Source organism: Leclercia sp. M50, from assembly GCF_037150775.1.
Taxonomy (GTDB): domain Bacteria; phylum Pseudomonadota; class Gammaproteobacteria; order Enterobacterales; family Enterobacteriaceae; genus Enterobacter.
The window spans coordinates 1-14,196 of sequence record NZ_JBBCPK010000057.1 but is presented as its reverse complement, the minus strand read 5'-3'; the positions used below and the strand labels follow the sequence as shown (position 1 = coordinate 14,196).

General features: G+C 54.7%; 10 protein-coding genes. 4 read left to right on the top strand and 6 right to left on the bottom strand.

From position 1 onward, the window contains the following. Positions 1-16 precede the first annotated feature (16 nt). Together WFM46_RS14710 and WFM46_RS14705 are read left to right on the top strand one after the other, a co-directional pair. Positions 17-1,426, top strand: coding sequence for an MFS transporter (locus tag WFM46_RS14710; RefSeq protein ID WP_336997926.1), 1,410 nt, complete (start codon positions 17-19; stop codon positions 1,424-1,426). Between the two features lie 92 nt (positions 1,427-1,518). Further along, a complete protein-coding gene (locus tag WFM46_RS14705) occupies positions 1,519-2,355 on the top strand; it encodes an alpha/beta fold hydrolase (RefSeq protein WP_336997916.1) in 837 nt (278 codons plus the stop codon). 47 nt (positions 2,356-2,402) lie between these two features. Here WFM46_RS14705 and WFM46_RS14700 read toward each other — a convergent pair whose 3' ends face one another. From WFM46_RS14700 to WFM46_RS14680, 5 genes are all read right to left on the bottom strand, one after another. After that, entirely contained in the window at positions 2,403-3,584 is a 1,182-nt protein-coding gene (locus WFM46_RS14700; RefSeq protein ID WP_336997915.1) for an aminotransferase-like domain-containing protein, read from the bottom strand. A 133-nt stretch (positions 3,585-3,717) separates the two neighbouring features. After that, on the bottom strand, positions 3,718-5,712 hold the full coding sequence (locus WFM46_RS14695; protein ID WP_336997914.1) for a TonB-dependent receptor domain-containing protein: 1,995 nt from the start codon (positions 5,710-5,712) through the stop codon (positions 3,718-3,720). A gap of 10 nt (positions 5,713-5,722) precedes the next feature. Then, complete coding sequence (gene yncE, locus WFM46_RS14690) at positions 5,723-6,784, bottom strand: 7-bladed beta-propeller protein YncE (RefSeq protein WP_336997913.1); 1,062 nt, start codon at positions 6,782-6,784, stop codon at positions 5,723-5,725. Positions 6,785-6,889: 105 nt separating this feature from the next. Then, positions 6,890-8,197, bottom strand: coding sequence for a type II toxin-antitoxin system HipA family toxin (locus WFM46_RS14685; RefSeq protein ID WP_103179601.1), 1,308 nt, complete (start codon positions 8,195-8,197; stop codon positions 6,890-6,892). Between the two features lie 3 nt (positions 8,198-8,200). Continuing rightward, positions 8,201-8,452 carry a helix-turn-helix domain-containing protein gene (locus WFM46_RS14680; RefSeq protein WP_103179602.1) on the bottom strand — a complete coding sequence of 84 codons (252 nt, stop codon included), beginning with the start codon at positions 8,450-8,452 and terminating at the stop codon, positions 8,201-8,203. Between the two features lie 815 nt (positions 8,453-9,267). On the opposite strand from WFM46_RS14680, the gene WFM46_RS14675 reads away from it, so the two are divergent. Next, positions 9,268-11,286 (top strand): hypothetical protein, encoded by a 2,019-nt coding sequence (locus WFM46_RS14675; protein ID WP_336997912.1) that lies wholly within the window; start codon positions 9,268-9,270, stop codon positions 11,284-11,286. Beyond that, the gene (locus WFM46_RS14670) at positions 11,287-13,059 is read left to right on the top strand and encodes a protoporphyrinogen/coproporphyrinogen oxidase (protein ID WP_336997911.1); all 1,773 of its coding nucleotides are present in this window, start codon (positions 11,287-11,289) and stop codon (positions 13,057-13,059) included. Between the two features lie 55 nt (positions 13,060-13,114). Here the strand turns inward: WFM46_RS14670 and WFM46_RS14665 are convergent. Beyond that, positions 13,115-14,196, bottom strand: a 1,082-nt coding sequence (locus WFM46_RS14665; RefSeq protein ID WP_336997910.1) for a DEAD/DEAH box helicase, incomplete at its 5' end; no start/stop codon positions are given.

Genomic DNA, 14,196 nt, shown 5'->3' with positions numbered 1-14,196 from the left:
TTAAGGAGTTCAGATGATGACGCTATTTTCAAACCAACCCGGTGATGAGGGGCTGCCTGGCCCGGCGCGCGCCCGGGTGATGATCGCCGTAATGGTGACCACCCTGATGGGGGTGTTTGATGGCACCATGATCAACATTGCCCTGCCCTCTATGGCGCAAGCGATGCAGGTGCCTGCAAGCTACGCGGTCTGGTTCGCCAACGGTTATCTGCTCTCTGCGGCAATGACGTTGATGATTTTCGCCTCCCTCGCGACGATCTATGGCACTCGCCCCATTTTTCTGTCAGGGCTCGCCACCTTTACGCTGACCTCACTGGGCTGCGCACTGGCAACTACCCCAGAAATACTTGTGGCAATGCGTATTATGCAGGGGATCGGCGGCGCGGCGACGTTAAGTATTGCTCCGGCGATCCTGCGCGGCGTTTTCCCGGGACGACTGCTTGGCCGCGTGCTGGGTCTGCATGCCCTGCTTATAGCATCCAGCACCGCCATTGGCCCGGTGCTGGGCGGCACGATACTGGATACCCTGAGCTGGCAATGGTTGTTTGCCATTAACATACTTCCGGGAACCTTAGCCCTGTTGCTGGCTTTCAGGGCGCTACCCGGAAAAACAACGTCCGGCAAAACTGCGTTTGACCTTCCTGGCGCGCTGCTGTCAGCGACCCTTTTGGGGGCAATGATTATGGCGGCGAACAGCCTTCACCAGGTGGCGGTCTGCTGGGGACTTCTCGCCCTGTTCAGCACGATGCTGTTTATCTGGCATATTCGCCGCGCCAGGTCACCCATACTGCCGCCCGTTATATTCAAGAACGGACGTTTCACCCTCGCGGCATTAACGTCACTGGCCTCTTTTGTCAGCCAGGGGATCACCTTTGTTGCGTTGCCTTTCCTGTTTCAGAGCGTATATGGCTACAGCCCCGTTGTATCCGCGCTGCTGTTCGTGCCCTGGCCGATAGGTATTGTGCTGATCGCGCCCCACGCCGGCCGCTGGGCAGACACGGTTTCTGCGCCGCTGATCTCGACTCTTGGGCTGGCCATCTTTGTTGTGGGGTTGATCCTGCTGGCGATGCTGCCCGCCTCGCCTTCCGTATGGGATATCTGCCTGCGTAGCCTGGTTTGCGGAATCGGATTTGGATGTTTTCAAAGTCCTAACAACCGGGAAATGTTGTCGAATGTTGCTCGCGAACAGGCAAGCTATGCATCCGGGGTATTATCCATTGCCCGAACTTTCGGGCAGTGCCTGGGCGCCGCTGTTGTAGGTATCCTGCTGACCCTCATATCGCCGGTAACCGGCCAGACGTTAAATGAACGGGCTGTCCATTTCGCCCTGTGGGTCGCAGTTGCTGCATCTGTCGCTTCAGTGTTGTTTAGCCTCAGCCGACTGCGCAGAACGCATGCGTTTTCGTTGGGAGGAAGCAATCGTTAATCTTCTCAACTAGACTTCTTAGCGGCTGTACGTCTTTAACTGCGGACGCAGCCCATTTCACTCAGGTTCTTTTATTCCCCGAGAGGTCTATCATGTCATTTGTTACCACCAACGATGATGTCAGTATCTTCTATAAAGATTGGGGTCCTAAAGATGCACAGCCCATTTTCTTCCACCACGGCTGGCCATTAAGCGCTGACGACTGGGATAACCAGCTGTTGTTCTTTTTAGCTGAAGGTTTCCGCGTTATTGCCTCCGACCGTCGTGGTCATGGCCGCTCAAGTCAGGTCAGCGATGGACACGATATGGATTACTACGCCGCCGATGTGTCTGCCGTTGTGGAACATCTGGATCTGCGTAACGTTATCCATGTTGGTCACTCCACCGGCGGCGGACAGGTTGCGCGCTATGTGGCGAAATACGGTCAACCGCAGGGTCGCGTGGCGAAAGCGGTTTTAATCAGCGCCGTACCGCCGTTAATGGTGAAAACGCCGGAAAATCCAGGCGGTACACCGTTGGAGGTTTTTGATGGATTCCGTAAAGCGCTGGCCGCAAACCGAGCGCAATTTTATCTCGACGTGGCGACGGGCCCCTTCTACGGCTTCAACCGAACGGGGGCTGAAATATCCCAGGGGACTATTCAGAACTGGTGGCGGCAAGGGATGATTGGCAGTGCGAAAGCGCACTATGAAGGCATTAAAGCCTTTTCAGAGACGGACCAGACCGACGATCTGAAAGCGATCACCGTGCCGGTGCTTATTTTGCAGGGTGATGACGATCAGGTGGTGCCTTATAAGAATGCCAGCCTGCTTCAGGATGAACTTATCAGCAACAGCACGCTGAAAGTTTATCCAGGCTATCCTCACGGGATGCACACCACGCACCCTGATACGATCAACAAAGACTTACTCGATTTTATCCGCAGCTAAGTCAATGATTCGGGTGGCCTTCGCCACCCGTTTTACTTCCGCGACCCTTATAAGGAGGCTTTCAACCGTGCGACCGCCTCTTGCAGATTTTCATCCGTGACGCTGACGTAGGACATGCGCAGCGTGTTGTGATCCGGCTCGTTACAGTAGAAGAACTCCCCTGGCACGTAGACCACGCCGTTGTTGAGGGTCTTTTTCAGCCACTCGGTAGTATTCATCTCATATTTGAATTTCGCCCACAGGAACATGCCACCCATCGGTTTGTGGAACGTCAGGTGATTGCCCAGGTCGCGCTCCACCGCCTGGCAGAGGATCTCGCATTTATGTTTATAGGCGTCACGGATCAGCGCGATTTGTCCCGCCAGTCGTCCCGTGGTGAGATAGTGATAAGTGAGCGACTGCGACAATGTGCTGGTGTGTAAATCGGTGGCTTGCTTGAGGATCACCACCTGACGCTTCACCCAGTCCGGCAGCACTAACCAGCCTACCCTTGCCCCCGGCGCGAGGATTTTTGAAAAGGTCGAAGTGTAAATCACGTTATCGCTGCACCCCATCTCTGCCGCCCAGGCTTTTAATGGCGTGAAGGTGTTGTCGGTAAAATTGATTTCGCCGTAGGGATCGTCTTCGATAATCACAAAATCGTAGCGCTGCGCTAATTCCACCAACTGCCTGCGGCGCTGCTCTGTCAGCGTAACCCCGCCTGGGTTGCCAAACGTCGGTACGATGTAGACCGCTTTGATCGGCGTGGTCTTAACCAGCGCTTCGAGCTCATCAACGATCATCCCTTCGCCGTCGGTACCCACCGACATCAGGTTAGTCTCTGCGAGCTGCAGAACCTGCAGGGCCGCGAGATAGGTTGGACGTTCAACGACAACAATGTCGCCCGGGTTGATCAGCGCGCGCGCCAGAATATCCAGTGACTGCTGGGAACCGGATGTGACAACCACCTCGTCGATACCGCAGCGGATCCCCCTGCCGCTCAGCAGCTGGCAGATTTCGCCGCGCAGCTCCGGGCTACCTTCGCTCAGACCGTACTGAAAAGCATCCTTCCAGGTGCTGGAGAGCACCTTTTCCATTGCCATTTCCAGCCCTTCGCGATCGAAAAGATCCGGATTGGGAATGCCCCCGCCGAGTGAAATCACCCCTTCCATCTTGCTGTGTTTTAATAGTTCTCTGATCGCCGATGACTGGAGGTTTTGTACTTTGTGGGCAATTTTGTTCTGCGACATCTCTCGTTATCCTGGTTTGTTGTCTCCCAATCTAAGTATCACATGTCGGCGGGTTTGATAATCACTTTCTGTGGCAGAAAAGCGAGGAATAACAATTGCAGAAGCCGGAGCACGACGGCTCCGGCAGTAAGGTTCAGAACTCGATACGGGCGCCGAAGTTATAGCGGCGGCCTTCCAGCATCGAAGACTGGTTGTACGAGGTGCGGTAAATCGGGTTTGCGTCAAACAGGTTATAGATGCCGGTCATTAACGTAACGTTCTTGTTCAGATGGTAACGTGCCCCTAAATCGACCAGCGCGTAGGCTTCTGTTTCGCTGGATTTACCGATGTCCGGTGAGGTGCTGCGCCAGCTCGCTTTGCTCCATAACTCCAGGTCGTTTAGCGCCTGCCATGTCAGAGAGACGTTAGCCATGCTTTCCGGGAAGTCGCTCAGGGCGTAACCCTTATACTCGCCGCTCTGCTGTTCGCTGTGAGTCCAGGTATAGTTGGCATTGGCTCTCAACGATGAGGTGACCTGCCAGTCGCCGTTCAGCTCCACACCGTAGATTTCGGCATCGCTGACGTTGAAATACTGGAAGACAGAGTCAGCGACGTAACCATTATACCTGCACTGCTGCGAGGCCGACGCGGTGCAAATGACCCGGTCGCTGATTTTGTCCTTGAATTTGGTGTAGAAGACGGTCGCGTCCAGCGCCAGCGCATCCTGCTGCCAGTAGACGCCAAGCTCGGTGTTGACGCTCTCTTCCGGTTTGAGATCGTCATTACCGATGCCTATTTCCGAATAAGGATAAGCCCCATACACGCTGGTAAAGCCGGCATTATTCTGGCGCAGATCCGGTTTTTTATAGCCCGCCGACACACCGCCCTTCAGCGCCCAGTTTTCATCAAGGGTCCAGTTGCCGTAGAGCTTAGGCGTGACGTGATAACCAAAGTAGCTGTCGTGATCCAGACGCGCCGAGGTCGTTAAGGTGAAATCCGGGACGATCATCCACGCATCTTCGGCGAATACCGCCCAGCCGTTGCGCGATATTTCGCTCACCGGCGTTACGCCCGGCGCCTCTTTATCTTTAATGCCGAACTCATCGTCCAGCTCATTACGGGTAAAGTTGATGCCCAGCGTCAGCTTGTGGTCGCCGAGGGTAAAGGTGTTGGCGCTGTTCGCCTCGTAGTTTTTCTGGGTAATAAACTGTGATGCCATTCCCGGCACGCGGTACTCGGTTTTCGCTTTCTCGTAGCTGACGAAGTTCTTCACCTCAAGTATGTCGCCATACCAGGCGTGCTGCGACAGCGAAGCCGCGTCGCGGTCGAAGCCCCAGTACCACTGTTTATCGTTATGCGTTTTCTCCTGATTCCCTTTCGTAGCGTTCAGATCCCAGAGCTGGGTCTCCGTTGGCGACAGGGCGATCGTCGCGTCCAGGTTGCCGGACTGATGCTTCACAAAACGCTCGTCGTTGACGCTGTCATCGTCGCGACGGTCGAGATAATCCGCGGCCACGCTCACCCCCAGTTTACCGGGGATCACCGGGCCCATCACAAAGGCATTGGTCTGGTTGGTGTTGCCGTACTCGCTCTTCTCCTGCAGGAAGTAGTTATCCTCCAGGACGCCGGTCCACTTCTCCAGGTTGTACGCTTTTTTAGTGATGACGTTGACCACGCCGCCGATGGCGTCAGAACCATACAGGGATGACATCGGCCCGCGGATCACTTCGATGCGCTCGATGGCGGCCAGCGGTGGCATAAAGGCGGCCTCGGTACCGATATGGTGGCCGTACGGGCGGGATTCGCGGGTGGCCTGTTTGATGCCGTTCACCATGTAGGAGGTATAGGTGGAGTCCATCCCGCGCATCTGGACATCGCCAGTCGCCAGGCTGCCGTGGCCGTTACCCACCAGGAGACCCGGCATCTCGCGCAGGGCTTCGGTGACGTTCTGGTTAGAGCGGGTGTTCAGCTCCTTTTCATTCACCACCGAGATGGTTGCTGGTGCCTCGCGACGCTCCTGGCTGAAGCCGGTCGCGGTCACGACCAGCTCATCTTCGTTAACGGCGGTGGATTCCGCGGCGAAAACGGCCGCAGGAAGATTTGCCAGGGCGAGCGAAACCGCCACGGCCATGCGTGTCTGCTTTATCACAACAGGATCCTTAGAGCTGGGTTAAATCAATCTTGAGCACATAGTCAGCTTTGTTAGCTTTCTCATCCTGCTTGACGCTGGCATAGAGCGTGCTGGCATCGGCAGACAGCACCAGGCTGTTTGGCATCGCCGTGGTTTTAATGGTGTGTTTCAGGTGATAAGTGTTTGCATCGATCACGCTAATCTGGCGATCGTTACGATGGGTGACGTAGACCTCTTCCCGCGCCGGGTTATACAGCACGCCAACGGAATTAGGGGTCGGTACACGATGAAGCAGCTTGCCGGTGTCCAACTGCACAACCAGCAGATCTTTGGTGTTGGTGTCGGCGATATACCCCATCCCTTTGCCACTGTTTAGCGCGATATTCAGGAAATAGTGCTCCGGATCGGCAGGATCGACCTTCACGCGGCTGAGCAGCCTGGATGTTTTAGCATCCAGCGCGATCAGTTCCCCGACGCCAGACACGACATACGCCTTGTCGCCCGCTTCATCTACTGCAAACCCGACCGGCTCAAGTTTTTCAAGGGTTTGGGCCAGGGCCTGCTTCTGGGTATCCACAACCCAGAGTAATCCTTTATCCTTACGCCCTATCCCGGAGACATAAAGACGCTGATGCTTCTTATCCAGCACCACTTCACGCACGTGCACGCGATTTTCTGGATCTGACGTGTCGCTCAGCTGAATTGTTTTAATGGCTTTATCAGTACGGGTATCGAGCAGCGTGACCGACCCTTCCAGCGAATTGCCCAGATAGAGGCGATGATTTTCTTCGTCCAACGCGACGGCGAATGTGCGACGTTCCGTGGGGATCTTCGCTTCAATTTGCAGCGTCTGCGCCGCCAGCTTAAAGACCAGTCCGTCCGTTTTGTCTTTATCAAAGGAAGGCGCTGACGCGGCATAAAGGGCCTGCTGGCCCTTATCGTAGGCCAGCTCGTACACGCCGTGCCCAAGTGGTTGGGTGACGAAATCTTTCTCGGTAAAGGTTTTAGCGAGTGCAGCGCCAGAGTGCATTGCCAGGGAAATGGCGACGGCACACAGAGTTTGCTGTATTAGGGCAGAGGAAGTATGCATGTCATTTTTCTTTACAGTTGCTTACGTAAAGGAAAATGATAATGAAAATAAATATCATTAACAATTGCAAATGGAGTTTACTACCCTACCAATTTTTGTACCGATTTAATCAAAGCGGCTTATTCTCGCCGCCTGGCTTACCAGACCGCGGAAAATCGCCTCGCTTATCTGTTCCGGAAAATCCGCTGGCAATTCCGCCCTGACGGTGGCGATCGCCTCATCTGTGCGGTCGGCCATCTCTTTCATCAGCCTCCGGGCGATCTCCTGCGAAAAGCCTGCGTGCGCAGCGGTACTGATAAAGTGACGAGGCTGGATCATCGCGAAATGGTACTGGCGGTTTTTGCCTTGTAATGCCATGGCCATCTTCGCTTTTTTGGCCGGGATACTCCCTGCCTCAAACAGCGGAAAGGCCGAAATCACATCGTATAACGGGGCCATGCGAAACGAAGAGTCCGCTTCGATAAACAGGCTGAAATTCTTACCGTGACCATCAATCGCGGCCAGCATCCAGAACAGGATCTGCGCTTTGAAGAACATCTCCCGATCCTGCGCTGCCAGGCGGGAACCGAGCAGCAGTTTCATGGCATCGGCGATGCCCGGCCCGCCGTGGGACTCATACTTCAGTGCCGGAGCGATGCCCAGCGCCTGACAAAAATCTTCCTGCGGCAGGCGCATCAGCCACCCGCTGCGGGCCCAACGGCGATCGAAGCGTTCAATAATCAGCACTTTTTTGCGACTAAAGGTGGCCATTTCGGCATGCGCTACCGGAAATCCAAAGGCTTTTGCGATCCGTAAGCAGAGCCACTCGTTTTCACAGCTCTCGCTGAGATCGATATTGTTCTGCTCTATTCTGCCGATCGGCAATTTGAATATATGGCTGGTTGGTGTACTACCCTGAGGCCGCTGCCAGCGATCCTGATACCATAGCAACGCCGTTTTCTCCTGCGCCCCGGCCAGCGAAATGCGAAAATCGGCCCCCTCTTCGCTCATTCCTAACGGGGCCATCTGGTAACCCTCCAGCAAGGAAGCAATCTGCTCGTCATCCAGCGGTTCGGCGACGATATCCATCACCGACGGGATCTCCAGCCCCGGTGGATAGAGCTGAATGGCACCCACGCAGTCTCGTCCGACACTGGCGAGCAGATCAAAGGGATGTGCCGTCTCAACCTGAAAACGGGCCTGCATGCGGGCGATTATCGCCTCTGAGTCTGGCAACAGGTTGCTGAAAAAATTGAAGACCTGCTTTCCGCGGATCCTCCCGTGCTGGAGCGGCAAAGAGAGCGAAATGGCACGTGCGCCAGGCTCTGCCAGCCACTCGGGCGCATACTGAAATGACATCGCGCCGCTGCCATCACGATGCAGCGTACCCACCACTTCGCCATTCATGGCAACAGTCAGACGTTGAGCGCGCATCGTTTACCACTCCTTTGTCCAGTTGGCATGATCGGGCAGCGTCGAGCCTCTTTTCACCACGTGAAGTTCCAGATCCAGCGCTGAGAGAATTTTGAACAGGGTTTCCAGCTTGGTGGATTCAGGTTTGTTCTCGAAATCCGATACCGTGGTTTGTTTAATGCCAACCTGTTCAGCGGTCTCCGATTGCGTTAACTTATTGACCTTACGCTGATCTTTGACAGCCTGCGCCAGTGCGCCTGCCGAGGTCACTTTCATGCTTACCCCCTATAGCGGATATTTAAGGAAAATCCCCTACAGGGGATAAAACAAGAATACCCCCTCTGGCGGTTAAATTCAATTTACCCGCCAGAGGGGATAAAAAAGGGACGGCTACCTCTTTTTTCTGATAAGCGATGATTCAGGGCACAATGTTTAGGTTTGTTTAAAAGTAAAGGCACACTGTATGTTGTAACTATTGAGATCTGTTTACAATATACCCTATGAGAGGAAACTAATACTCCATTATTTATATTCCCGGCAGCGAGAAGCTATCGGAATTAAATATCCGAATCACTAATTAACAGGCCAAGGACGCTAAGACAAAAGTGCCAGAAAACAACAGAGCTCATGAAGAGAGCAACCCAGCAAACTAACGAAACGGGCAAGGCTTATTTAAAGGCCCGGTTAAGCATTATTATCGTTTAACCGAAACGGATCCCATAAAAAAAGCGCCACCAGCAGGCAATGATTTTGTTCATCTTTTTAACAGCCGAAGCCGGACATTGCTGAAAAATGCCGCGTAGCGCCGGAAACTCAGGCTATCATTGATGAATAAGACAGTGATTTTTTCTCATTGAAGACCAGGATGTCAAAATACAACGGGTGAACTCCGGGGTATTCCTGTTGCCCTGTTCCGCTGCTTACAAAATATGTGGGGAGGATGGTTATGGTTGAATGTTTTACAAAAAATAATACTCGCTATTTTCTAAAAATTTATTTTCTGCCATAGGTGTGGGTAATTAAAAAAAGGCCAATGAATTTAAACGTGCTGGCCAGGTATATTTAAAAAGGCCCATAAGGGAGCAATGTATATGGCGATATTCAGGTCATTCTGGCAGGCAGGATTCGAAGGCGCTGATTTTATCACCCGGGCGGGTCATCCCCTTTCAATGGATAACGCAACGGCGCATGACGTACGGCATGCCGAGGATTACCGCGCGCTTAAGCCCTTCAACATGCACACGGTAAGAGAGAGCGTCGGCTGGCGACTTGTCGATAAATCAGGTGGTTACGACTTTACTAACGTCGCAAAAAAAATGATGTCGGCAAAAGAGAGCGGTATCCAGATTTGCTGGACTATCTGTCATTACGGCTTTCCCCCTCATCTCGATTTTTTCTCAACAGAGTTTGTCTCTCGCTTCGCCCACTTGTGTGGCTCGCTGGCGGCGTTTTTGCGCCCCTGGTATGAGGAGCCGCCGGTCTACTCACCCGTCAACGAAATCTCATTCACAGCCTGGGGCATTGCGGAAGGATTGTTTCCTACCTCCCCTCCAGGCGTGGGCGAAAGCGAGCGGGTCAAGCGACAACTCGTTCGTGCCGCCATAGCCGCCTGCGACGCCATTCTGGCGGCCGATCCCAGAGCGCGAATTTTACATTGCGACCCGTTAATCCATCTGATTTCACCGGATGACGATCCTGCAAATATTGAGCAAACCGAAGCGTTTCGTACCGCGCAGTTTCAGGCGTGGGACATGCTGACGGGCAGGCATGAGCCTGAGCTGGGTGGCCATCCGCGCTATCTGGATCTGCTGGGCGCCAATTACTACCACGACAATCAATGGATGATGGGCAACAACCAGCGCCTGCCGTGGCATCTGGGTGACGGTCGGCGACGGCGATTGCACGGAATGTTGCAGGAGACCTGGGAGCGTTATCGCCGCCCTATTCTGCTTGCCGAAACCAGCCATGTGGGTAGCGGGCGCGGCGCCTGGATTAACGATGTCGTCTCAGAGGTGGCTCAGGCGCAGCTGGCCGGCGTAGAGGTTGCGGGCATTTGCCTTTACCCGATTATCGACCGCCCCGACTGGGAGAATAACGCAAACTGGCATCACTCTGGCTTATGGGATGTGAGGCCCGACAAAGAGAGAGAGCTGAATGCCGTTTACGCCCGGGCTCTTAAACATGTCCAGACCCGGCTGGAACACTTTCACCAACTAACTGGCGTCACTACCTGCACCAGCACAGAGGTATCAGGCATGAAAAAAATCTATGTTTTTAGTCATCTGCGCTGGGATTTTGTTTTTCAGCGCCCGCAGCATCTGATGACACGGCTTGCTCAGCACTATCAGATCGTCTTTATCGAAGAGCCGCTGCATTCCGTTGGAAAACCAGAGCTGAAGATTTCCCAACCCGCGCCGAATGTGACGGTTATTCAGCCGCAGACACCGTCAACAGAGCCGGGTTTCCATGATGGACAGATCGCCTGGCTGGAAACACTGCTGGCGGAGATACGCGAAGAGGATGAAACCCCGGTCGTCTGGTTCTACACGCCGATGGCCCTCCCTCTGCTGAAGGTCTTTGCCCCCGCCGTTGTGGTGTATGACTGCATGGATGAACTGGCCGCCTTTGAAAAAGCGCCCCGCCAGCTGTTGCAACGTGAGTCAGCCCTGCTGACGCGGGCGGATATTGTCTTTACCGGCGGGCCAAGCCTGTATGCGGCAAGAAAAGGACGCCACCCGAACATTCACTGCTTTGCCAGTAGCGTGGATGCGGTGCATTTTGAACAGGCGCTGGATCGGGCCAATCACCATCCTCTGCAGGACACTATTCCGCACCCGCGCCTGGGCTATTACGGCGTAATCGATGAACGCATGGATTTGTCACTGATCGCCGCCCTTGCCGATGCGCACCCGGAGTGGCAAATCGTGATGGTTGGTCCGGTGGTGAAAATAGACCCGTCAACCCTGCCGCAACGAAGCAATATCCATTACCCTGGCATGCAGCCTTATCAGGCCCTGCCCCATTTCCTTGCCGGGTGGGACGTCTGCCTGATGCCGTTTGCGCTGAATGAATCCACCCGCTTTATCAGTCCGACAAAAGTGCTGGAATAAATGGCCGCGCAGCTTCCTGTGGTGAGTACCGCCATCGCTGATGTTGAAAAACCCTATGGCCACATTGTGGCGGTCGCCAGGGATCATGCCGCCTTTGTGGCCGCCTGCGAAGAGGCGCTGGCATTGTCTGAGGAAGAACGCGCTTCGCAGCGGCAGATCATGCAAAACATCGTCGCCAGCACCTCCTGGGACACAACCGTGCAAAAAATGCATGAGCTGATTGGGCAGGCGCTCTCTCGTCATCAGGCGCAGGAGACGGCGACAACGGATGCCGGAGGCGAGGATGTCTCACCTCAGGCAGTTTTACGCCTCATTCCCCCTGCCAGAACGGGTTCAGAAGTAGAGCCATGCTTAATTCTGGGCGCCGGGCCAACCGGCCTGAGCGCGGCCTATCATTTTGGCGAAGGGGCAACCTTACTGGAGCGTAATGAGACGGTGGGAGGCTTGTGCCGCTCGGTTCAGGACAAGGGATTTACCTTCGATTATGCGGGACACATTATGTTTTCCGCCGATGAAGAGGTGCTGGCGTTATACAACATCTTACTGGGTGACAATATTCACTGGCAGATCCGCGAAGCCTGGGTCTATACCGACGGCGTCTATACCCGTTATCCCTTCCAGGGATCGCTTTACGGCTTGCCGGCCCCGGTGATCAAGGAGTGTATCCTGGGGGCCATCGAGGCGCGTTACGGTACCGGGTCAGAGGTGAAAAGCATGGCCTCGACCTGTGGCAATAACGCCGAGACGCATCGCCGCCATCATCATGACTGCTGCGCCGATGGCGCGGTGCCGGACTACACCAGTACAGGCCAGAACGTACCGCCGGAAGGCAGTTTTGAAGCCTTCATCTATGAAACATGGGGCAAAGGGATCGCCCGTCATTTTGCTATTCCCTACAATAAAAAATTATGGACGGTGCCACTCTCAGAGATGGAGACCTCATGGCTGGGCGGACGCGTCCCCTTGCCCGATCTGGACCAGATCATCGAAGGTGCGCTGGGCGAAACGGCGAAGCCTATGGGACCCAACGCGCGTTTCGGCTATCCCCTGAAAGGCGGTTTTCAGGCGCTGATGTCCGGCTTTGTGCCGCACATAAAGGGCCGCATTGAGACCGGCGCCGAGGTCAGTAAAATCTACGTCAATCAGCATATTGTCGTGCTCTCTGACGGCAGGCAGTACCGCTATGAGCAGATGATCAGCACGCTGGTGCTGCCGGAGCTTATCCGCCTGATGGGCGACGAAGTACCGCCAGAAATTCGTAAAGCCGCAAAAGCCCTGCGCCATGTCTCCGTCCGCTGCGTCAATCTGGGCGTTAATCGTGACACCCTGACGGATAAACACTGGATCTACTACGCTGGCAAAACCGTATTCCACCGTATTTTCGTGCAGGGCAACGCCAGCCCGTTCTGCAGTCCGCCGGGTGCGTGCGGCCTCACCTGTGAGATAAGCTACTCCCCGGACAAACCACTGCCCGCTGACGGCCAGGCGCTGATCGACAGATGTATTCAGGAGTGCATCGAGGTGGGGATCATCTCGGAAACCGATGAGATCCTCACCAGCAACCAAATCGATATTCCTTACGCCTATGTCATCTATGACCAGCAGCGTAAAGAGAACGTTGAGATGATCAGAAAATGGCTGTTGCTGCACGGCATCACGCTGGCCGGACGTTACAGCGAGTGGGAATACTACAATTCGGACCATGCGTTTATCGCCGGTAAGGCGGCTGTTGAGAAGGTCCGCCAGTCTGCGTATCGCCACTCTGTTTCATAGTGGTGACAGTGTCACGAAACGTAATCAGAGGGCACGAGATGTGCCCTCTTTCCGTTTACTCAGCGGGTAAACCGTTCGCCAGCGTGGAGAAGTAGCGCTGTTTCTGCCACTCCGCACGATTACCGATGACGTACAAGCGTTGTTTCGCCCGGCTGACTGCAACATTAAGCAGATTAGGTCGGCTGGCCGCCCATGATTTAGCGCCGGGCCGCTGAACATTTCCCCCAAGGACAAATATCACAATGCTGGCCTCTTTACCCTGGGTGGTATGCACTGTGCCGGTCTTTTGAGTGTCAAACCCAAGTTCAGACGCCAGTTGGGATAACTTCTGCGCACAATCTTTGAACGGTGAAACCAGGAAAATATTGTCTGGCTTTACGCCATGACTATCCCGCAGGCCCGATAACAACCTTCTGACCGCTTCACCTTCCTCTGCAATCCAGTTACCTTCACATGCCTTGCCTTCGACATCAATCCAGCAACTTTCCGGCAAGGGCAAGGGTACCGCCTTTTTCCCATGAACCATGAGACCGTCATAAGCAACCGCATTACTGACGGTGAACATCGGATCGTCACAGCGGCGATGAACGCGAAGCGGACAGCCAACCCAGACCTGCCCATTATCCGGATCAGGTAAAAGCGTGCCCAGATCCATCGTGTGATCGGCCAGGATTTGTGCCGACACCATCCCCGGCCACCAGCACGCTGAAACGCCATAATGCTGCGCCAGCGCCCCTTCCACGACTTTAGCGATCCCGCTAACCGGTTCCAGCTGCTTTGGATCGCCTACGACAACCGTTCGGGCTGCGCGCCAGATGGCGCCTGCGGCCTGCTGGGGTAACGCCTGACCCGCTTCATCAATAAGCAGCCAGCCAATCGCTTCCCTGCCGATCCGTTTAAACATGCGCGGGACGGAAGCAAAGGTCGTTGAAATGACGGGAACGACAAGCGTGAGGGAATTAAGCGCCAGCTCAGCCTGCTCCTCTGACAAATTCTTGCCTTGTAGCCAGTTGCTCACCAGATTGATGTTGCTGATAAACGGCTCCGGGTGATGCTCAATAAAGGCCCTGTGAACATCCAGTGCGGCCAGGAACAACGCCTGTCGGGCTTTTTGCCACGCGCCGTCCGCCCAGGGCG

What these genes read in the sequence shown, in the direction of transcription:
- WFM46_RS14675 (WP_336997912.1), top strand. Translation starts at nt 9,268, where the DNA reads ATGGCGATATTCAGGTCATTCTGGCAGGCAGGATTCGAAGGCGCTGAT.
- WFM46_RS14700 (WP_336997915.1), bottom strand. Translation starts at nt 3,584, where the DNA reads ATGTCGCAGAACAAAATTGCCCACAAAGTACAAAACCTCCAGTCATCG.
- yncE (WP_336997913.1), bottom strand. Translation starts at nt 6,784, where the DNA reads ATGCATACTTCCTCTGCCCTAATACAGCAAACTCTGTGTGCCGTCGCC.
- WFM46_RS14710 (WP_336997926.1), top strand. Translation starts at nt 17, where the DNA reads ATGACGCTATTTTCAAACCAACCCGGTGATGAGGGGCTGCCTGGCCCG.
- WFM46_RS14670 (WP_336997911.1), top strand. Translation starts at nt 11,287, where the DNA reads ATGGCCGCGCAGCTTCCTGTGGTGAGTACCGCCATCGCTGATGTTGAA.
- WFM46_RS14685 (WP_103179601.1), bottom strand. Translation starts at nt 8,197, where the DNA reads ATGCGCGCTCAACGTCTGACTGTTGCCATGAATGGCGAAGTGGTGGGT.
- WFM46_RS14705 (WP_336997916.1), top strand. Translation starts at nt 1,519, where the DNA reads ATGTCATTTGTTACCACCAACGATGATGTCAGTATCTTCTATAAAGAT.
- WFM46_RS14680 (WP_103179602.1), bottom strand. Translation starts at nt 8,452, where the DNA reads ATGAAAGTGACCTCGGCAGGCGCACTGGCGCAGGCTGTCAAAGATCAG.